At 68.1% G+C, this 19,767-nt stretch carries 22 protein-coding genes; 19 read left to right on the top strand and 3 right to left on the bottom strand.

The features are described 5' to 3' along the window. The first annotated feature begins 84 nt into the window (after positions 1 to 84). The 8 genes from Q1A87_RS10145 (at position 85) to rimM (ending at position 5,181) form a co-directional block, all read left to right on the top strand. A complete protein-coding gene (locus Q1A87_RS10145; RefSeq protein ID WP_299650640.1) occupies positions 85 to 666 on the top strand; it encodes an NAD(P)H-dependent oxidoreductase in 582 nt (193 codons plus the stop codon). Between the two features lie 120 nt (positions 667 to 786). Continuing rightward, positions 787 to 1,014 carry a hypothetical protein gene (locus Q1A87_RS10140; protein ID WP_299650637.1) on the top strand — a complete coding sequence of 76 codons (228 nt, stop codon included), beginning with the start codon at positions 787 to 789 and terminating at the stop codon, positions 1,012 to 1,014. Between the two features lie 205 nt (positions 1,015 to 1,219). After that, entirely contained in the window at positions 1,220 to 2,704 is a 1,485-nt protein-coding gene (gene ffh, locus Q1A87_RS10135; protein ID WP_299650634.1) for a signal recognition particle protein, read from the top strand. Continuing rightward, positions 2,701 to 3,234 (top strand): GNAT family N-acetyltransferase, encoded by a 534-nt coding sequence (locus Q1A87_RS10130; RefSeq protein ID WP_299650631.1) that lies wholly within the window; start codon positions 2,701 to 2,703, stop codon positions 3,232 to 3,234. Before ffh ends, Q1A87_RS10130 begins: the two co-directional genes overlap by 4 nt. Then, a complete protein-coding gene (locus tag Q1A87_RS10125; protein ID WP_299650628.1) occupies positions 3,231 to 3,794 on the top strand; it encodes a GNAT family N-acetyltransferase in 564 nt (187 codons plus the stop codon). The genes Q1A87_RS10130 and Q1A87_RS10125 overlap by 4 nt, the downstream gene beginning before the upstream one ends. Then, positions 3,791 to 4,087, top strand: a complete 297-nt coding sequence (locus Q1A87_RS10120) for a chorismate mutase (RefSeq protein WP_299650625.1) — start codon at positions 3,791 to 3,793, stop codon at positions 4,085 to 4,087. Before Q1A87_RS10125 ends, Q1A87_RS10120 begins: the two co-directional genes overlap by 4 nt. Before the next feature lie 25 nt (positions 4,088 to 4,112). After that, a complete protein-coding gene (gene rpsP, locus Q1A87_RS10115; protein ID WP_299650622.1) occupies positions 4,113 to 4,526 on the top strand; it encodes a 30S ribosomal protein S16 in 414 nt (137 codons plus the stop codon). 127 nt (positions 4,527 to 4,653) lie between these two features. Continuing rightward, complete coding sequence (gene rimM, locus Q1A87_RS10110; RefSeq protein ID WP_299650619.1) at positions 4,654 to 5,181, top strand: ribosome maturation factor RimM; 528 nt, start codon at positions 4,654 to 4,656, stop codon at positions 5,179 to 5,181. A gap of 96 nt (positions 5,182 to 5,277) precedes the next feature. Here the strand turns inward: rimM and Q1A87_RS10105 are convergent, their stop codons facing one another. Next, entirely contained in the window at positions 5,278 to 5,649 is a 372-nt protein-coding gene (locus tag Q1A87_RS10105) for a rod-binding protein (protein ID WP_299650616.1), read from the bottom strand. Here Q1A87_RS10105 and Q1A87_RS10100 point away from each other — a divergent pair. Together Q1A87_RS10100 and Q1A87_RS10095 are read left to right on the top strand one after the other, a co-directional pair. Continuing rightward, positions 5,648 to 7,117: a flagellar hook-length control protein FliK gene (locus Q1A87_RS10100; protein WP_299650613.1), complete on the top strand. Its 1,470-nt coding sequence runs from the start codon at positions 5,648 to 5,650 to the stop codon at positions 7,115 to 7,117. The two genes, Q1A87_RS10105 and Q1A87_RS10100, sit on opposite strands and share 2 nt — an antisense overlap. Before the next feature lie 9 nt (positions 7,118 to 7,126). Then, a complete protein-coding gene (locus tag Q1A87_RS10095) occupies positions 7,127 to 7,798 on the top strand; it encodes a flagellar hook capping FlgD N-terminal domain-containing protein (RefSeq protein ID WP_299650610.1) in 672 nt (223 codons plus the stop codon). A 27-nt stretch (positions 7,799 to 7,825) separates the two neighbouring features. Here Q1A87_RS10095 and ubiB read toward each other — a convergent pair whose 3' ends face one another. Continuing rightward, positions 7,826 to 9,349, bottom strand: coding sequence for a 2-polyprenylphenol 6-hydroxylase (ubiB, locus tag Q1A87_RS10090; RefSeq protein ID WP_299650607.1), 1,524 nt, complete (start codon positions 9,347 to 9,349; stop codon positions 7,826 to 7,828). Continuing rightward, complete coding sequence (gene ubiE / locus Q1A87_RS10085) at positions 9,350 to 10,114, bottom strand: bifunctional demethylmenaquinone methyltransferase/2-methoxy-6-polyprenyl-1,4-benzoquinol methylase UbiE (RefSeq protein WP_299650603.1); 765 nt, start codon at positions 10,112 to 10,114, stop codon at positions 9,350 to 9,352. A 68-nt stretch (positions 10,115 to 10,182) separates the two neighbouring features. On the opposite strand from ubiE, the gene mutM reads away from it, so the two are divergent. From mutM to gyrB, 9 genes are all read left to right on the top strand, one after another. Continuing rightward, complete coding sequence (mutM, locus tag Q1A87_RS10080) at positions 10,183 to 11,046, top strand: bifunctional DNA-formamidopyrimidine glycosylase/DNA-(apurinic or apyrimidinic site) lyase (RefSeq protein WP_299650600.1); 864 nt, start codon at positions 10,183 to 10,185, stop codon at positions 11,044 to 11,046. A 67-nt stretch (positions 11,047 to 11,113) separates the two neighbouring features. Next, entirely contained in the window at positions 11,114 to 11,890 is a 777-nt protein-coding gene (locus Q1A87_RS10075) for an enoyl-CoA hydratase-related protein (RefSeq protein ID WP_299650597.1), read from the top strand. Positions 11,891 to 12,058: 168 nt separating this feature from the next. Continuing rightward, positions 12,059 to 12,325, top strand: a complete 267-nt coding sequence (gene rpsT / locus Q1A87_RS10070) for a 30S ribosomal protein S20 (protein WP_299650594.1) — start codon at positions 12,059 to 12,061, stop codon at positions 12,323 to 12,325. Positions 12,326 to 12,540: 215 nt separating this feature from the next. Next, complete coding sequence (locus Q1A87_RS10065) at positions 12,541 to 12,987, top strand: rhodanese-like domain-containing protein (protein ID WP_299650591.1); 447 nt, start codon at positions 12,541 to 12,543, stop codon at positions 12,985 to 12,987. A 37-nt stretch (positions 12,988 to 13,024) separates the two neighbouring features. Continuing rightward, on the top strand, positions 13,025 to 14,368 hold the full coding sequence (dnaA, locus tag Q1A87_RS10060; protein WP_299650588.1) for a chromosomal replication initiator protein DnaA: 1,344 nt from the start codon (positions 13,025 to 13,027) through the stop codon (positions 14,366 to 14,368). Positions 14,369 to 14,636: 268 nt separating this feature from the next. Next, on the top strand, positions 14,637 to 15,755 hold the full coding sequence (gene dnaN / locus Q1A87_RS10055; protein ID WP_299650584.1) for a DNA polymerase III subunit beta: 1,119 nt from the start codon (positions 14,637 to 14,639) through the stop codon (positions 15,753 to 15,755). Further along, positions 15,748 to 16,851, top strand: a complete 1,104-nt coding sequence (recF, locus tag Q1A87_RS10050) for a DNA replication/repair protein RecF (RefSeq protein WP_299650581.1) — start codon at positions 15,748 to 15,750, stop codon at positions 16,849 to 16,851. The genes dnaN and recF overlap by 8 nt, the downstream gene beginning before the upstream one ends. Beyond that, positions 16,848 to 17,270, top strand: coding sequence for a VOC family protein (locus tag Q1A87_RS10045; protein WP_299650578.1), 423 nt, complete (start codon positions 16,848 to 16,850; stop codon positions 17,268 to 17,270). Before recF ends, Q1A87_RS10045 begins: the two co-directional genes overlap by 4 nt. A gap of 82 nt (positions 17,271 to 17,352) precedes the next feature. Then, on the top strand, positions 17,353 to 19,767 hold the full coding sequence (gene gyrB / locus Q1A87_RS10040; RefSeq protein ID WP_299650575.1) for a DNA topoisomerase (ATP-hydrolyzing) subunit B: 2,415 nt from the start codon (positions 17,353 to 17,355) through the stop codon (positions 19,765 to 19,767).

The following is a 19,767-nucleotide window of genomic DNA, read 5'->3' as shown; positions in this document are numbered from 1 at the left end:
GTAGCGGCGGCTTGCGTGCGGCCGAGGGTCACTTACGTCTGGCACCGACACGAGTTCCGACCCATGAAACCAAGAGGTGTTCCCATGACCATCCTGCGCATCGATTCTTCCGCCAAGGAACAAGGCTCCGTCACGCACAAACTGCTCGATCAGATCGAGGCCAAGGTAGGCCCGGCCGATATTCGCCGTGATCTGGGCGGCGTCGCCGTTCCGCAGATCGGGGGCACATGGCTCGCCGCGAACTTCACGCCGGCCGACCAGCGCACGTCCGAGCATCAGGAGACGCTCTCGCTTTCCGACGAACTGATCGCCGAACTTCGCGCCGCCGACACGATCCTGATCGGGCTACCGGTCTACAATTTCAACGTTCCCGGCTCGCTCAAGGCCTGGATCGACCTCGTCGCCCGCGCGGGCGAGACCTTCCGCTACACCGAGGACGGCCCGATCGGCCTGCTCGAGAACAAGCGGGTCATCGTGGCTTTCGCGTCCGCCGGCACCGGCTTCGGCTCCGAGATAGACCATGCGAGCCCCTATCTGCGCTTCATCCTCGGCTTCATGGGCATCACCGACGTGACCTTCGTCTATGCCGACCAGCAGAGCTCGAAGGGCGAGCAGGCCGTCGAGACCGCGCAGACCCAGATCGACGCGCTCGACGAAGCCGCCTGACGCTTCTTCGGCGGCATTTCGCTCGCGTTCCCCGCCATCATCTCCTGCGACAAGATGGCGGGGAACGGACTTGTCCCGGTCCGACGTTTCCCGAGTCCACCCGCTGCGAAGGACCGCTCGATGAACCCCTATATGAAACAGATGACCGCCGCCTTCGTCCTGCCGCAGGCGATGATGGCGGAGACGACGGCCCGCTTCTTCGCGCAGGCCGCCAGACGCGCCGGCGCCTTCTGGGCCGATGCCGCCGAAAGCGCGACCGAGGTGCTGCCGACCCAGAACGCGGCGCCCGACGATCACGCGGCGACCGGCGCCCTGGCGACCCCCGTGCCGGGCAGCCTACCGGCCTGACGCGACCACGGGCGCGGCCGGTTCGGTCGTACCCTTGACCTGACAACCTCCCTGCTCTATCCGCGCTCCCGACCCGGAAGCGCCAGACTTCCGGTCCCCGGCCGAGCCGGGGATCGCCCTCCGCCAGCGTTGTACGCCCGCGGGGGCGTTTATGCATTCGCCGGGCAAGCCTCATGACCGGGGACCCGAAACGAGGAGAGACGCGATGTTCGAGAGCCTGTCAGATCGCCTGGGCGGCGTCTTCGACCGCCTCACCAAGCAAGGCGCGCTCAGCGAGGACGACGTCCGGACCGCGATGCGCGAGGTGCGCGTGGCGCTTCTGGAGGCCGACGTTTCTCTCCCCGTGGCTCGCGACTTCGTCAAGCGCGTCACCGCGAAGGCCACCGGCGCCGCTGTCACCAAGTCGATCACCCCGGGCCAGCAGGTCGTCAAAATCGTACACGACGAGCTGCAGCAGGTCCTTGCCGGCGAGGACGGCATCCCGCCGCTCAAGATCGACAACCCGCCCGCGCCGATCCTGATGGTCGGCCTGCAGGGCGGCGGCAAGACGACCAGCACGGCGAAGCTCGCCAAGCGGCTCAAGGACCGCGAGGGCAAGCGCGTCCTGATGGCCTCGCTCGACGTGAACCGCCCCGCCGCGATGGAACAGCTCGCCATCCTCGGTACGCAGATCGGCGTCGACACGCTGCCTATCGTGGCGGGCCAGCGTCCCGTCGACATCGCCAAGCGCGCAAAACAACAGGCCGCGCTCGGCGGCTACGACGTCTACATGCTCGACACCGCGGGCCGGCTGCAGATCGACCAGGTCCTGATGGACGAGGTGGCGCAGGTGCATGCCGCCGTCAGCCCGCGCGAGACGCTCCTCGTCGTCGACGGCCTGACCGGCCAGGTCGCCGTCGAGGTTGCCGAGGAGTTCGACGCCAAGGTCGGCGTGACCGGCGTGATCCTGACGCGGATGGATGGCGACGGCCGCGGCGGCGCCGCGCTCTCGATGCGCGCGGTGACCGGCAAGCCGATCCGCTTCGTGGGCCTCGGCGAGAAGATGGACGCGCTCGAGACCTTCGATCCGTCCCGCATCGCCGGCCGCATCCTCGGCATGGGCGACATCGTCGCGCTGGTCGAGAAGGCGCAGGCCACGATGGAGGTCGAGGCGCAGGAGCGCATGATGAAGCGGTTCCAGAAGGGCCTCTTCAACATGAACGATCTCAAGGGCCAGCTTCAGCAGATGCAGAAGATGGGCGGCATGGAGGGCATGATGGGCATGCTTCCCGGCATGGGGAAGATGTCGAAGCAGATGAGCGCCGCCGGGATCGACGATTCGGTCCTCAAGCGCCAGATCGCCCTGATCGACTCGATGACGAAGAAGGAGCGCGCCAATCCCGCGATCCTGCAGGCGAGCCGAAAGAAACGCATCGCCAGGGGCGCAGGCCTCGAGGTGCCCGAACTGAACCAGCTTCTCAAGATGCACCGCCAGATGGCGGACATGATGAAGAAGATGGGCAAGGGCGGCATGCTGAAGAAGGCGATGGCGATGATGGGCAAGGGTGGCATGCCCGACCCGTCACAAATGGACCCGGCCGCGATGCAGGAAGCGGCCAAGCAGCTTGGCGGCATGTCCGGCATGGGCGGGAGCCCGTTCGGCGGCGGCGCCCTGCCCCCGGGTCTGGGCGGGCTCGGACGCAAGAAGTGACCGTCACGCTTTCCGACACCCCGGTGCTCGCGACCGAGCGCCTGACCCTCCGCGCCCCCGTGGCGGCGGACTGGCCGTACTGGTGCGACTTCGCCCTGTCGGACCGGGCGCGCTTCGTGCGGTCTACGGAGCCGTCGGAGGCGAATGCCTGGCGTGCTTTCGGGCACATGATCGGGCATTGGGTGCTTCGCGGCTACGGCATGTTCGTCGTCACCCGCCGGGGCGGAGACGTGCCCCTCGGCGCGGCCGGCCCTTGGTATCCTGCCGGCTGGGAGGAGCGCGAGATCGGCTGGACGCTCTGGTCGGAGGAGGCCGAGGGCCAGGGCATTGCCACCGAGGCGGCGCGCGCGAGCCGGACATTTGCCTATGACACGCTCGGCTGGACCACCGCGGTCAGCTATATCCACCCTGACAACGCAGCTTCGGTCGCCGTCGCGGAGCGGCTGGGCGCCAGCCGCGATGGTTCGGCCGAGACGGCCGGCGACGACACGCGGGTCTACCGCCATCCGGCGCCGGAGGTCCTTGCATGATTGCGCCGCTCGCCATTCCGGTCACGCCCGACGCTGCCGCCCGCGCCGCCGCGCTGGAAGCACTCGTTCCCGTCCTGCGCACGCCGCGCTGCATCCTGCGCGCGCCGCGACTGACGGATTTCGAGGCGCTACACGGCATCACCGGCACCGAGCGCGGCGCCCATATGGGCGGACCGTGGACGGCCGAGCAGACCTGGTCGGACTTTTGCGGTATGACCGCGACTTGGCTGCTGCGTGGCCACGGGGCCTGGACCATCGAGCATGCGGACGACGTCGCGGGCTTCGTGCTCATCGGAACCGAGCCGGGGGACGCGGAGCACGAACTGGGCTGGCTGCTGGTCGACCGGTTCGAGGGCCAGGGCCTCGCGTTTGAGGCGGCCGCGGCGGCGCGCGACCATGCCCGCCATGCGCTGCGCCTGCCGACGCTCGCAAGCTACGTCACGATCGGCAACGCCCGGTCCGAACGCCTCGCCGCCCGCCTCGGCGCGCGGCCCGCGGGCACGGCCTACGACGGCACGGTGACGATCTGGCGCCACTGGAACGCGGGGGAGACGACATGACAGACGCCGCCGACCGGGCCGCGACGCTCCTGGCCGAGCACCGTGCCGCCATCGACCGCCTCGACGCGATCCTCGTCTACACGCTGGCCGAGCGCTTCACGCGCACGCAGGCCGTGGGACGGCTCAAGGCCGAACACGATCTGCCGCCCTCCGATCCCGCCCGGGAAGAGCTGCAGATCGCACGGCTCGAGCGGCTCGCGCGGGAGGCGGGGCTCGATCCCGCCTTCGCCAAGGAATTCCTCGCCTTCATCATCGAGGAAGTCATCCGACATCACCGGAAACACCAATCCTGAACTACCCCTGAACGGAGAACACATCATGGCAATGAAGATCAGGCTCGCCCGCGGCGGCTCCAAGAAGCGCCCGTACTATTCCATCGTCGCCGCGGACAGCCGCATGGCCCGCGACGGCCGCTTCATCGAGAAGCTCGGCACCTACAGCCCGCTTCTGCCCAAGGACAGCGAGGACCGCGTCAGGATGAACATGGAGCGGGTGCAGCACTGGCTGTCGATCGGTGCGCAGCCGACCGACCGCGTCGCGCGCTTCCTCGAGGCGGCCGGCGTTACCGAGAAGAAGACCCGCGCCAACATGAAGAAGGCGGAGCCCGGCAAGAAGGCGCAGGAGCGCGCCAAAGAGCGCGAGGAAAAGGCCGCCGCCCTGAAGGCCGCCGAGGAGGAGGCAAAGAACGCACCTGCCGCGGAGGCACCGGCCGAGGAAGCCGCCTCCGAGTGAGGATCACAACGCGGGGCGGCCAGAGGGCGGCCCCGCGACAACCCGGGGATGCATGGGCTCCGGGCCCGGCAGGTCCCCGATCGCCCGACGGCGATCGCCATCCATTGTCCGCCATACGGGTCCCGCGATGAAGAACCACGTCTGTCTCGGCGCCATCACCGGCAGCTACGGCGTGCGCGGCGAGGTCCGCATCAAGAGTTTCTGCGCCGAGCCCTCGGCGATCGGCGACTACGGGCCACTGACCCTCGACGACGGCTCCGTCCGCAAGCTGACGATCGTGCGACCGGTGAAGGGCGGCTATGCCGTCCGCCTGTCCGGCGTGCCCCACAAGGAAGCGGCCGAAGCAATGCGCGGCCAGCGCCTCTGGGCGCATCGCGACGCCCTGCCCGCGCCCAATGACGACGAATATTACCATTCAGACCTGATCGGTTTGACGGTGCTCGATACCGGCGGCGTCGAGCTCGGCCGTGTCCATGCGATCCACGATCACGGTGCAGGCGATCTTCTGGAGGTGCGGCCCCGCGGCGGCGCGTCCATCCTGCTGCCCTTCACCCGCGAGGTCGTCCCGACCGTCGACATCGCCGCGGGCCGCATCGTTGCCGATCCGCCGCATGGGCTGCGCCCCGGTGAGGGAGATGACCTGCCGGAAGGCTGACGGGTCCCGAACTTGGCAGCTACGGAGAGCGATCTCACCGACCGCAGGCTGCCCGTCGGACCGTATTTCGTTTCGTTCCGGAAAGGTCCGCAGTGCTCAGACCCGCTTCGCCAACGAGCGGTAGATCGCTTCGGCGAGTCCCGTCTGCCCGCTTTGCGCGACGGCATCGGCCTGCGCCTGCCGCAGGAAGCTGTCGAACTGCGTCTCGCCACCGCCCGCCGGCGACGGCGACCCGGTGCCCGAGACGCTGAGTAGCTGCGCGAAGAGAAGGCTCTCCAGCTGCTCTGCCTGCTTGCGAAGCGCCGTCTCGCGCGCATCGGCGGCGGCCGGACCGAGCGAGGGAGGCGTCCGAAGCGTCGTGGAAGAGATCGGGTCGGTCATGCGCACGCCTCCATTCTGGATCAGGTCGGCGGGGTTGGACCACGTGGAGGTAAAGGTTTTCGTAATGCCGGGCGCGTAGGTCAGCATGAACGAGTCGATTCTTGCCGGACGTTACATGACACCCGAGTTCCTGACCGCCCTCAACGCGTCCGCCTTCCCTTCCGATGCCGGTGGACCGCGCGCCGAAACCGGCGCGGAGGATGGCCATGAGGCCGGCGCGACCTTCGAGGCTTTGCTTGCCGCGCTGACCGGTGCGGACGCGGAGGCTGCCGTCGGGCCCGCGGAGAAGCCGGTCGGAATCGAGTCGGAAACGCCGACGACGGTCGAGGTCGAGGGCGAGATTGCCGGGCATCCGATACCTGACTGGCTCCGCGCTGCCCTCGACGCCGTGGAGCAACCGTCTCAAGATCAGAGGCAGACCGCCAATTCTGATGCCGCACCGCCGGCAGCGTCCGAGCTTGTCCAGGTTGACGAGCCCGGTTCCGCACCCACTGCGTCTATCGGCGAAACACCGGACACCAACCCGGGCCGCGACAGGAGTGAACGCGATATCCGAGCGGAGCTTCAGGGTTCCGCTGCTTCGGCGAGCAATCCGGTCCAGACCGGCCGCGCGACGGCATCTGCCCCGGAGCCCGACGCCGGACAGGTCGTAGCTGCTCAGAGCGCTATCGTCCGTCCGGGCGGGTCCGGTCTCTCTCGTGACGAGACTTCGCGCGAAGCGGGCATCGGGGCGGCAACGTCCGACATCCGACGCACCGCAGCGGACAGCGATGGCGCCCCGGCGGCATCACCGCTGCCCGGCGAACCGAGCGGCCGTCCCGTTCCCGCATCGATGCCGGGACAGATCAACCTGCGGTCGGAAGGATCCGCCGCTTCGGATCTTGCCGGAGCAGGTACCGAACCGTCCGGACCGGGATCGCCTGCGCCGAACGCCAGCCCGGCCGCCGCGACCGCCCCCATGCCGGCCGCACCGAACCTCGCTCCGGACATGACCCCGACGCTCGAGCCCACGGCGAATGTCGATGCCATGCCGGAACTCGACGCGGCCATGTCGGCCCGCGACGAAGCGCGCGCCGAGTCTCGTGCCGGAACCACAGAGCTCCGCCCCGTTCCCCTGCCTGAACTGAAGGGCGGAATCGTGCAGCGCCTTCAGGAGCTGGCCGCCAAGGCCGAGGCCGACGGCGTCTCGCTGCGCAACGGCTCAGGCGATCTGAGCACGGAGCTCGAACTCGCACCCGCCGAACTCGGCAAGCTGAAACTCACGTTGGCGACGACCGAGCGCGGCCTGCACCTCGTCGTCCATGTCGATCGGCCCGAATCGGTCGAAGCCGTCCGCCGGCAACTCGAAGGATTGCACCGGGCGCTCCTGTCGGAAGGTCTGGCTCTCGACGGGTTCGACATTTCGGGCGGACAGGACCGGCGCGAGGCGTCTCTGGCTCGTGATCACGCAGCCAACGGAGAGACGGGGGAAGCGGCCGATGCCCTGCCCGACGCGACCGAACCGGCCATCGCCCGGCCAGCCGTCCCGCGCGGGCGCCTCGACATCCGCATCTAGGAGAATCCTATGGACGTCACCTCACCGACCTCCGGCGCCCAGGCCGGGCCTGCCAGAGCGCCGAACGCCGCCGACGACACGGCCGCCGCGAAGACGAGCGGCGATTTCGAGATGTTCCTGAAACTGCTGACTACGCAGATCCGCAATCAGGACCCGATGGAGCCCGCGGATTCGACCGAATACACCGCCCAGCTCGCCACTTTCTCGAATGTCGAGCAGGCGGTGCAGACCAACGACCTTCTGAAGTCGATGATCACGCGCTTCGACAGCCAGCAGGCCACGAGCGCGGCGAGCTTCATCGGCATGGAAGTCCGCCACGAAGGCCCGGTCGCCCATGACGGCACGAGCAACGTGTTGCACACGGCGATCAAGCCGGCCGCCGACCGGGCCGAGCTGGTCGTGGTCGACGGGCTCGGCAACGAGGTCGGACGTTACGCCATCGACCCGGATGCGGAATCCATCGGATGGCCGTCGGCGGCGCAGGCCGGTTCCGTGCCGCCGGGCCTTTACAATCTGCATGTTGATTCCTGGGCGGGCGACCTGCAGCTCGACCGGACTCCGGTGGCGCATTACGCGTCCGTCAGCGAAGTTGTCCTGGGCGACGACGGCACGGAGATCGTCCTGAAGGGCGGCGTCCGCCTGCCGATGTCGGACATGCAATCGATCCGCGCGGCGCAGTAGGACCCGCCCTGTCGGACACGAACGCGCCTAATAGAGCGCCGCGACCAGTGCCGCGGCGGCGGTCGTGATGACGCCGGCCACGAACCAGACGGCCCGGTCGCTCCGTCTCGGCCGGCGGGGTTCGTCCCGGTCGGGCCGCCGCAGCGCATCCTCGACCGCTTGCGGCAGATGCGGCCCGAAGCGGGCCAGGACACGCGCAGTGCGGGCGAGGTCGCGCGCGAAGGCCTTGGGCCCCAGATTCTCGCGAATGTAGCGCTCCACTTCGGGCCGCGCGGCGGTCCAGAGGTTCATGCGTGGATCGAGCGTCCGCGCCACACCCTCGACCACGACCATCGTGCGCTGCAGGAGGATGAGTTCCGTCCGCGTCTCCATCCCGAACCGCTCGGTCACCTCGAAGAGATAGGCCAGAAGCCGCCCCATCGAGATGCGCGAGGAGTCCATTCCGAAGATCGGCTCCCCCACGGAGCGCAACGCCTGCGCAAAGAGGTCGATGTCGCGATCGGCCGGTACGTAGCCCGCCTCGAAATGGACCTCGGCCACGCGGCGGTAATCCTTCCGGATGAAGCCCATCAGGATCTCGGCGTAGACGCGACGCGTGTATTCGTCGAGCCGGCCCATGATCCCGAAATCGAGCGCCACGATGTCGCCGTTCGGCGCGACCTTCAGGTTTCCCTGGTGCATGTCGGCATGGAAGTAGCCGTCGCGCAGCGCATGGCGCAGGAACATCGCGACCACCCGCTCGGCCAGGGCGACGCGATCGTGGCCGGCGGCGTCGATCGCCGCCACGTCCGACATGCCGATCCCGTCCTCCCAGTCGAGCGTCATCACGGCCCGGCTGGAGAGGGTCCATTCCACCTGCGGCACCCGGAAGCCCGCATCGCGCGCCGTGTTGGCGGCGAACTCGCCCGCCGCGGCGGCCTCCGTGCGCAGATCGAGCTCCTGCCGGACGGTGTTGTCGAAATGGCCGATCACGTCCATCGGACGCAGACGCCGGGTAGAGGGCGAGAGCCACTCGATCATGCGGGCGGCGAAGTAGAACGCGTCGATGTCGCGGCGAAAGGCCCGGGCGATGTGGGGGCGCAGGATCTTGACCGCCACGCGGCGCCCGTCGGCGACGAGCCGGGCCTGGTGCACCTGCGCGATCGAGGCGGCGGCGACCGGCTCGGAGAACTCGGAGAAGATCGTCTCGACCGGCGCCTCGAGCTCGGCCTCGACCGTGGCGCGGGCAATCTCGGTCGGGAACGGCGGCAGCTTGTCCTGAAGGACGCGAAGCTGCACCGCGAGGTCGTCGCCGACGAAATCGGGACGGGTCGACAGGATCTGGCCAAGCTTGATGTAGCTGGGTCCGAGGGCCGTCACCGCGCGCGTGACCGGCGGCAGCGCCGGGTCGCCCTCGTAGCCCAGCCACCGGAACGGCCAGCCCAGCACACGGGCGGCGACGCGCAATTCGCGCGGCGCCCGCATCTGTTCGAGCACGACCTCCATCGCACCGGTCCGTTCGAACGTGCCCGCGGTGCGGATAAGCCGCCAGATGTTGTGCGGGCCGCGCACCTACAGCTTCCAGCCGGAATGCAGCGCGGCGATCCCGAAGGAGAGGTTGCGATAGCGGACCTGCTCGAAGCCGGCATCCACGATCATCGCGGCGAAGCGATCCTGGTCGGGGAACTTGCGAATCGACTCGACGAGATACTGGTAGCTGTCGCGGTCGCCGGCGAGCGCCTCTCCCATCCGGGGAATGACGTTGAAGGAATAGAGGTCGTAGGCACGCTGCAGGAGCGGGTTCGGAAGCTGACTGAACTCCAGCACCATGAGCCGCCCGCCGGGGCGCAGTACGCGATGGGCCTCCGCCAGCGCGTCGCCGATCCGGGTGACGTTCCGGATGCCGAAGCTGATCGTGTAGACGTCGAAGCTCGCATCCGGGAACGGCAGCGCCATCGCGTCGCCCACGACCCAGTCGAGCCGTTCCTCGAGGTTGCCTGCCTCCGCGCGGCCCCGGCCGGAGAGGAGCATGCTCTCGGTCATGTCGCAGACGGTCGCGCTTGCTTCCGGGGCACGGGCCAAAAAGCGGAAGGCGATGTCGCCAGTCCCGCCGGCCACGTCGAGGAGCCGCTGCCCCGAACGCGGGGCGAGCCAGTCGAGCATCGCATCCTTCCAGACCCGGTGGACGCCCATCGACATGGCGTCGTTCATCACGTCGTATCGCGACGCGACCGAAGTGAAGACGCCGTGGACGCGTCCGGCCTTCTCGTCCTCGCGCACGGTCTCGTTCCCGAAATGCGTCGTGCGGGCGGTCCCGTCGGGCGTGTCTTGCGTCATGGTCTGGCCGTCCTCATCTGTCGGGGTGACTTATAGGGCGCGACCGCCCGCCTGCAACGAAAGCCCCGATGCCCGAGCTTCCCGAAGTCGAGACGGTCCGCCGGGGGCTCGCCCCCGCACTCGAAGGCGCGCGGCTTGTGCGTGTGGAGGTGCGGCGCCCCGATTTGCGCTGGCCGTTTCCGGAAGCCATGGCCGAACGGCTGACGGGTGCGACGATCCGCGCGCTCGGGCGGCGGTCGAAATACCTGCTCATGCATCTCGACACGGGCGAGACGCTGATCGTCCATCTCGGCATGTCGGGACGGATGGTGGTCGACGACCTCGCAAGCGCGGCGACGCAGCCTGGAGCGTTCCATCGAGGCGCCGGCTGGCTGACGCAGCACGACCACGTGGTGCTCCACACAGCGACGCATCGCGTGACCTTCAACGATGCACGCCGCTTCGGCGCGATGGATCTCTGGCCCACCGAGGATCTCGAGAACCACTGGCTGATGGCGAAGCTCGGGCCGGAGCCGCTGGGCAACGACTTTCACGACGAATACCTGAACGCCGCGTTCCGGGGTCGCAACACGCCGGTTAAGGCTGCGCTCCTCGACCAGCGGATCGTGGCGGGCCTCGGCAACATCTATGTCTGCGAGGCGCTGCACCGCGCCGGTATCGCACCGACCCGGCGGGCGGGACGCATCGCGGCGAAGCGGATCGAACGACTGGTCCCCACAATCCGCGAGGTGCTGGGCGAGGCCATCGTGGCGGGCGGCTCAAGCCTGCGCGACCATCGGCAGGCGGACGGCACGCTGGGCTACTTCCAGCACGGCTTCCGCGTCTACGACCGCGAGGGGCGCCCCTGTCCCACCCCGGGTTGCAACGGAATCGTGCGCCGCATCGTGCAGTCCGGCCGCTCCACGTTCCATTGCCGGCTCTGTCAAAGGTGACTTGAACCCGGCTCGCGATCCATGCAGGCGTTATGGCTTCATAAGCAGACGCCCCGGGGGAGCGCAGATGGCTTACGAAACTCTGAAGGTCGACGTCACGAACCACGTCGCCGTGATCCGGCTCGATCGTCCCGACGCGATGAACGCGCTCAGTACCCGGCTGCTGGAGGAGCTCGGCCGCGCGCTCGGCGCGGCGCAGGCCAACGAGAAGGTCCGCTGCATCCTTCTGACCGGCTCGGAAAAGGCTTTCGCCGCCGGCGCCGACATCAACGAGATGGCCGAGAAGAGCTTCGTCGACGTCTTCATGGGCGACTTCTTCGGCTCGGAGGCGAAGACGATCTGCGCGACACGCAAGCCGATCATCGCGGCCGTGGCGGGCTACGCACTGGGCGGGGGCTGCGAGCTCGCGATGATGTGCGATTTCATCATCGCCGCCGACACGGCGAAGTTCGGCCAGCCCGAGGTCAATCTCGGCATCGTCGCCGGAATGGGCGGCACGCAGCGCCTCACGCGTGCCGTGGGCAAGGCCAAGTCGATGGACATGCACCTGACCGGGCGGTTCATGGATGCCGGCGAGGCCGAACGCGCCGGGCTCGTCAGCCGCGTCGTGCCCGCCAAGAAGCTTTTGGACGAGGCGATGGCGGCCGCCGGAAAGATCGCCGAGAAGTCGATGGTCACCGTCACCGCGATCAAGGAGGCGGTGAACCAGAGCCAGGAGATGGGGCTTAGCGAGGGCCTGCTCCTCGAAAAGCGCCTGTTCCACGCCCTCTTTGCCACCGAGGACCGCGCCGAGGGCATGGCCGCCTTCGTCGAAAAGCGCGAACCGCAGTTCCGCGACAAGTAACGCCCGGACGCCAGCGGACCGACGGTTGACGCGCCCCGCGCCTGCGGCTAAGGGCCGCCCATCATGCGTGTGAGGCCCGCTCTGGCCGGAATTGGCTTTGCGCCGGATCGGCGCGACAGGTCCTCGGACGCTTACGTTTGACACGAACCTCCGAGGATCAGACCCGACATGGCCAATTCGCCGCAAGCCAAGAAACGCGCCCGTCAGAACGAGCGCCGATTCGCCGTAAACAAGGCCCGCCGCTCCCGCATCCGCACCTACCTGCGCAAGGTCGAGGAGGCGATCGCCTCGGGCGACCAGAGCGCCGCGACCGAAGCGCTTCGCGCCGCGCAGCCCGAACTGATGCGGGGCGTGTCGAAAGGCGTCTTCCACAAGAACACGGCGGCCCGGAAGATGTCCCGTCTGTCGAGCCGCGTGAAGACGCTGGCCGAGTGATTCCGCGGCCGGGCGCCACGCCCGGTCACAGGTCAAGAGATTCGAGAGCCCGCCGAACGGCGGGCTTTTTTATTGTTACGGGACAAGAGCTTGGGGACATCGTAACGGATTTCTGACACCCCCCGGTAGAGTCAACAACGAAGTGTTGTTGAAGCCTCGCGTGACCGGGAGATATTCCAAGGACAGCGAGTCAGATCGCGATGATGGGGATGTCGATGAGCACGGACACGGGTCCGCGCGTGTCCGAGGTGGGACCTCGGGGCGCGTGGGAGATATTGTCGAACGACGCCGATGCCGTTCTGGTCGACGTCCGGACGAAGGCCGAATGGGGCTTCGTGGGGGGACCGGATCTGTCCGCCTTGGGCCGCGAGGCCGTCCGCCGGGAATGGCAGCATTGGCCCGACATGGCGCGCGACCCGGCCTTTGCGCCGGGGCTGCTCGAAGAGGTCGGCCGCGACGCGAGCCGCTACCTGTTCATCTGCCGCTCCGGCGCCCGATCGATGCAGGCCGCGCGGGCCGTGGCGGAGCTTCTGTCCGCCGAGGGTCGGCCCGGGGAATGCCTCAACGTGGCCGAAGGCTTCGAAGGGGACCTGGACGAACATGCGCACCGGGGAACCCTGAATGGCTGGAAGGCTTGCGGTCTGGCCTGGCGGCAGACCTGACGGTGATGAGAGACGGGACAAGGCGGGGGCCGAGACGATGACGAACGAGGCGTGGGACCGGGCGAAAGGCGCGATCCGGGAAGATATCGGTGCGCATAACTACACGACATGGATCGAGCCGTTGTCCTTCGCGTCGCTCGACGACGGGACGCTGACGCTCGCCTCGCCCACGGATTTCATCGGCAAGTGGGTGATGCAGAATTTCGAGGACGTGATCCTGCGCAACGTCTCCGGCGGCGGGGCCGATGTGGCGCGGCTCGTCTGCGGCGCGACCGGCCGCCGGATCGCCGCCACAGCCCGCCCGGTCACGCCCGACGAGTCGACACCGCGCACCCGTGCGCGGACGCTCAACAATCTCGACCGCCGCTTCACCTTCGACAGCTTCATCGTGGGCAAGTCCAACGAGCTTGCCCATGCCGCCGCCCGCCGGGTCGCCGCCGGCGGCTCGGTCAGCTTCAACCCGCTCTTCCTCCACGGCCGCGTGGGCCTCGGCAAGACGCACCTGATGCAGGCCATCGCCTGGGAATTGCAGGTGGCGAGCCCCGAGCGGAAGGTCATGTACCTTTCCGCCGAGCAGTTCATGTACCGCTTCGTGCAGGCGCTGCGCGAGAAGGCGACGATGGACTTCAAGCACCTGTTCCGAACGGTGGACGTCCTGCTCGTGGATGACGTGCAGTTCATCGCCGGCAAGGACAGCACGCAGGAGGAGTTCTTCCACACGTTCAACGCGCTCGTGGATCAGGGCAAGCAGGTGGTGATCTCCGCCGATCGCAGCCCCGCCGAGATCTCCGACCTCGAGGAGCGGATCACCTCGCGCCTGCAATCGGGGCTCGTGGTGGATTTGCACCCGGCCGATTACGAGTTGCGGCTGGGCGTGCTGCAGCACCGCGTCGACACCTACGCGGCGCAGCACCCGAATTTCGAGCTCGAGGACGGGGTGATCGAGTTCCTCGCGACCCGGATCAACGCCTCGATCCGCGTGCTCGAGGGCGCGGTGATGCGGCTCTTCGCCTTCGCCGAGCTCGTCGATCACCGGATCACGATGGAGGAGGCGCAGGATTGTCTGCTCGATCTGCTGAAGCAATCCGAGCGAAAGCTGACCATCGAGCAGATCATGAAGGTCACCTGTGAGCACTACGCGCTTCGGATGTCCGACATGACCTCGTCGCGGCGGGCGCGCAACGTCGCCCGGCCGCGGCAGATGGCGATGTGGCTCGCCAAGAAGCTGACGCCGCGCAGCTATCCCGAGATCGGGCGCAAATTCGGCGGGCGCGACCACACGACGGTCCTCTACGCGGTGCGCAAGATCGAGGAACTGATCGTCGAGGACCCGCAGGTCGCCGAGGACGCCCAGCTTCTGCAAAGAAAACTGGAAGGGTAAGCGCCGATCCGGGCACAGCCCGGCGATCGGTCCAGTGGACCGATCGAGGCGCGAACGGGCGGAGCCCCGAACCACGACTGGCGCCGGCCCCGATGACCGACCTGGCACAACCTCGGCGTGCGGCTTTGGCGGTCCAAGGCCCTCCTTCTCAGCACCGCGCTGACAAGCCAACGCCCCACGAACGCCCTGTCGCGGCCTCGACCGCAACAAGACGTTGCACCCGGCCACTTGCCCGCTATTCTGCGTGTCCGATCAGGCGAGGTTTGACATGAAGTTCTCCATCGAGCGCGCCGCGCTTCTCGACGCGGTCAACCAGGCGCAGGCCGTGGTGGAGCGCCGTAACACGATCCCGATTCTCGCCAACGTGCTGATGCAGGCCGAAGGCGATGGGGTGAGCTTCAAGGCCACCGACCTCGACATCGAGGTGATCGACCGCACCGTGGCGCAGGTGGAGCGCGCGGGCGCCACCACCGTTTCCGCCGTGCTGTTCCACGAAATCGTCCGGAAGCTGCCCGACGGCGCGCTGGTGCAGGTAATCGAGGACGCGTCGCATGGCCGGCTCGAGGTGACGGCGGGGCGGTCGCATTTCTCGCTGGCGACGCTCTCGAAGGACGACTTCCCGGTCATGGCCTCGTCGGATTATTCGGCGACCTTCACCTGCGAGGCGAAGCTCCTGCGCCGCCTCTTCGACAAGTCGCGCTTCGCCATCTCCACCGAGGAGACGCGGTACTACCTGAACGGCGTCTACATGCATGTCGCCGAGGCGGAAGGCGGCCGGACCCTGCGCGCCGTGGCGACGGACGGACACCGTCTGGCGCGCGTGGACGCCCCTCTGCCCGCGGGCGCGGAGGAGATGCCGGGCGTGATCGTCCCGCGCAAGACGGTGGACCAGGTTCGCAAGCTGCTCTCCGACGACGACACCCAGATCGAGGTTTCCGTCTCCGAGACGAAGATCCGCTTCGCCACGCCGCAGATCACGTTGACCTCTAAGGTGATCGACGGCACCTTCCCGGACTACGCCCGCGTCATCCCGACGGGAAACACGCGTGAGATGAAGGTCGACGCCAAGGACTTCGCCAAGGCCGTGGACCGGGTGGCGACAGTGTCGTCCGAGCGGTCGCGGGCAGTGAAGCTCATGCTCGACGAGGACCGGCTGACGCTTTCGGTTAACGCGCCCGATTCCGGCGCCGCCGAGGAGGAACTGGCCGTGGCCTATGCCGACGAGAAGCTGGAGATCGGCTTCAACGCCAAGTACCTCCAGGAAATCGCCGCGCAGGTCGACCACGAGATGGCGGTGTTCCTGTTCAACAACGCGGGCGATCCCACGCTGATGCGCGAGGGCGACGATCAAAGCGCCGTCTACGTCGTCATGCCGATGCGTGTCTGAACCCACGGCCGACAGGGTCGAGACGCTCGCCCTGTCGCATTTCCGCTCGCACCGCCGTACACGGCTCGCCTTCGACGGACGGCCCGTGGCGATCTCCGGTCCGAACGGCGCGGGCAAGACCAACCTTCTCGAGGCGGTGTCGCTGCTTTCGCCCGGCCGCGGCATGCGGCGGGCGGAGGCGGCGGAGATCATCCGTCGACCCGAGGAGATCGGCTGGCGCGTGGTGGCCGGTCTTGCCGGCCACGAGGTCGAGCTGCGCGCCGAGCCGGGTCAGCCCCGCACGACGCGGATCGACGACAAGGCCGCGCCGCAGGTGGCGCTGGCGCGGCTCGCCCGTATCCTCTGGCTCGTCCCGTCGATGGACCGTCTCTGGCTCGAGGGGGCGGAGGGGCGGCGGCGGTTCCTCGACCGGATGACGATGAGCTTTCGGCCCGAGCACGGCGAGGGCGTGCTGGCCTACGAGAAGGCGATGCGCGACCGCAATCGCCTGCTGCGCGACGGGGTGCGGGACGCGCATTGGTACGAAGCGCTGGAGGTGCAGATGGCCCGCCACGGGGCCGGCATCCATGTCCGCCGTCGCGACGCGCTCGAGCGCCTGCGTACGGCACAAATCGCGGACGGCCCCTTCCCTGCCGCCGATCTCAAGCTGATCGACCTGGGGGACGCGCCGGCGGACACCGAGGACGACCTCGCCGCCGCCCTCGCCGCCACCCGTTCGCGCGACATGGGGGCCGGGCGGACGCTCGTCGGACCGCACCGCGCCGATCTGCTGGCCGTCTACAGCGCAAAGGGCATGGAAGCGCGGCTCTGCTCGACCGGGGAGCAGAAGGCGCTTCTCATCTCGCTCATCCTCGCCAATGCCCGCGCGCTCCGCGCCGAGAGCGGCCGCGCGCCGATCCTGCTTCTGGACGAAGTGGCCGCGCATCTCGACGCCGACCGGCGCGCGGCGCTCTACGACGCGCTCCTGACGCTCGACGCGCAGGCCTTTCTGACGGGCACCGGACCGGAACTGTTTGCCGAAATGGGCGGCCGGGCGCATCATCTGCGCATTACGGAAACGGACGGCGACAGCCGGACGGAGGAGACGACCCCATGAAGGCAGACCGCATCAATCTCGTCACCCTCGGTGTCCGCGACGTCGCCGCGGCGCGCGCCTTCTACGAGCGGCTGGGCTTCCGCGCCGAGGAAAGCCCGCCGAGCGTGGCCTTCTTCGATCTCGGCGGCATGAAGCTCGGCCTGTTCGGGCTCGACGACCTCGCCGCCGAGCAGGGGCGGCCGGCGGGGGAACTCGGCCGCGGGGCCACCACGCTCGCGGTGAACTGGCGTTCGGCCGCCGAAGTGGACGCGGCCTATGCGCAAGCGATCGAGGCCGGAGCCACGGTGCTGGCGCGGCCGGTGAAGATGGATTGGGGCGGCTACTCCTCCTACTGGGCGGACCCGGACGGGCATGTCTGGGAATACGCGCACAACCCGTTCTGGACACTCGACGCGGACGGCAGGCTCGCCCCCGCCTGAAGCCACAAAATATGGTGCGTCCAGCGTGACATCGGCGGTTCGTGACCGTATATGTTGCGCAACAGGACGGAAAGCACACGACATGGCCGAGCACGACATGAAGCCGCAGGAATACGGCGCGGATTCCATCAAGGTCCTGAAGGGCTTGGAAGCGGTCCGCAAGCGTCCGGGCATGTATATCGGCGACACCGACGATGGGTCCGGCCTGCACCACATGGTCTACGAGGTCGTCGACAACGGCATCGACGAGGCGCTGGCCGGCCACGCGACGCAGGTGAGCGTCAAGATCCACGCCGATTCCAGCGTCTCCGTCCGCGACAATGGACGTGGCATCCCCGTGGGCATCCACGAGGAGGAGGGCGTCTCCGCGGCCGAGGTCATCATGACCCAGCTCCATGCCGGCGGGAAGTTCGACCAGAACTCCTACAAGGTTTCGGGGGGCCTGCACGGCGTCGGCGTCTCGGTCGTCAACGCGCTGTCGGACTGGCTGGAACTGCGGATCTGGCGCGACGGGCAGGAGCATGTCGCCCGGTTCGAGGGCGGGTTCACGGCCGAGCATCTGAGCGTCGTCGGCCCGTCGGACGAGACCGGGACCGAGGTGCGGTTCATGGCCTCGACCTCGACCTTCTCGAACCTCGATTACGTCTACAAGACGCTCGAGCACCGGCTGCGCGAGCTGGCCTTCCTCAATTCCGGCGTGAAGATCGTGCTGGAGGACGAACGGCCCGCCGAGGCGCTGCGGACCGATTTCTTCTACGAGGGCGGCGTGCGCGAGTTCGTCCGCTACATCGACCGCTCCAAGACCTCGGTGATGGATGCGCCGATCTACATGAACGGAGAGCGCGACGGGATCGGGGTCGAAGTCGCGATGTGGTGGAACGACACCTACCACGAGACCGTCCTGCCCTTCACCAACAACATCCCGCAGCGCGACGGCGGGACCCATCTCGCGGGCCTGCGCGGGGCGCTGACGCGGACGATCAATCTCTACGCGCAATCCTCCGGCATCGCGAAGCGCGAGAAGGTCAACTTCACCGGCGACGATGCGCGCGAGGGGCTGACCTGCGTGCTGTCGGTCAAGGTGCCGGACCCGAAGTTCTCGTCGCAGACCAAGGACAAGCTCGTCTCCTCCGAGGTGCGCCCGGCAGTGGAGAACCTCGTGAACGAGAAGCTCGCCGAGTGGTTCGAGGAGAACCCGACCGAGGCACGGTCGATCGTCGGCAAGATCATCGAGGCCGCACTCGCCCGCGAGGCGGCGCGCAAGGCCCGTGAGCTCACACGGCGCAAGACCGCGATGGACGTGGCCTCGCTGCCCGGCAAACTCGCCGATTGCCAGGAGAAGGACCCGGCCAAGGCTGAGCTCTTCCTCGTGGAAGGCGACAGCGCCGGCGGCTCCGCCAAGCAGGGCCGCGCCCGTCAGAACCAGGCGGTGCTGCCGCTGCGGGGCAAGATCCTCAACGTCGAGCGCGCCCGCTTCGACCGGATGCTGTCCAGTCAGGAAATCGGGACGCTCATCACCGCGATGGGGACCGGCATCGGCCGCGACGAGTTCGCGCTCGGCAAGCTGCGCTACCACAAGATCGTCATCATGACCGACGCCGACGTGGACGGCGCGCATATCCGCACGCTGCTGCTGACGTTCTTCTACCGCCAGATGCCGGAGATCATCGAAAGCGGGCATCTCTACATCGCGCAGCCGCCGCTCTACAAGGTCGGCCGCGGCCGATCGGAGGTCTACCTGAAGGACCAGACGGCGCTTGAGGATTACCTGATCCAGCAGGGCACTGACGGCGCCGTCTTGCGCATGCCTTCCGGGGAGGAGATCGCCGGCCGCGACCTCGACCGTGTGGTGCAGGCCGCGCGCAACTTCCGCCGCATCCTCGAAGCGTTCCCGACGCATTATCCGCGCCACATCCTCGAGCAGGCGGCGCTTGCCGGCGCCTTCGAGGTCGGGCAGGCCGACGCGGATCTGCAGGGCATCGCCGACGCGGTGGCAACCCGGCTCGATCAGGTCGCCGTCGAATACGAGCAGGGCTGGCAGGGCCGCATCACGCAGGATCACGGGATCCGGCTTGCGCGGATTCTGCGCGGGGTGGAGGAGGTGCGTACCCTCGACGGCGCCGTCCTGCGCTCCGGCGAGGCCCGCAAGCTGGCTGAAGTCGCGCGCGAGACGGCGGATGTCTACCGCGACCCCGCGAAGCTCGCCCGCAAGGACCGAGAGACGATCATTCACGGCCCGACCGACCTACTCGACGCGATCCTGACGGAGGGCGAGAAGGGCCTGACGATGCAGCGTTACAAGGGCTTGGGCGAAATGAACCCCGATCAGCTCTGGGAGACGACGCTCGATCCCGAGGCGCGCACCCTCCTGCAGGTGCGGATCGAGGACATGACCGAGGCCGACGACGTGTTCACGAAGCTCATGGGCGACGTCGTGGAGCCGCGCCGCGAGTTCATTCAGGACAACGCGCTGTCGGTCGAGAACCTCGACTTCTGA

It is taken from the genome of uncultured Jannaschia sp. (genome assembly GCF_947494055.1).
Taxonomy (GTDB): Bacteria; Pseudomonadota; Alphaproteobacteria; order Rhodobacterales; family Rhodobacteraceae; genus Jannaschia.
This window is presented reverse-complemented; position numbering and strand designations above follow the sequence as displayed.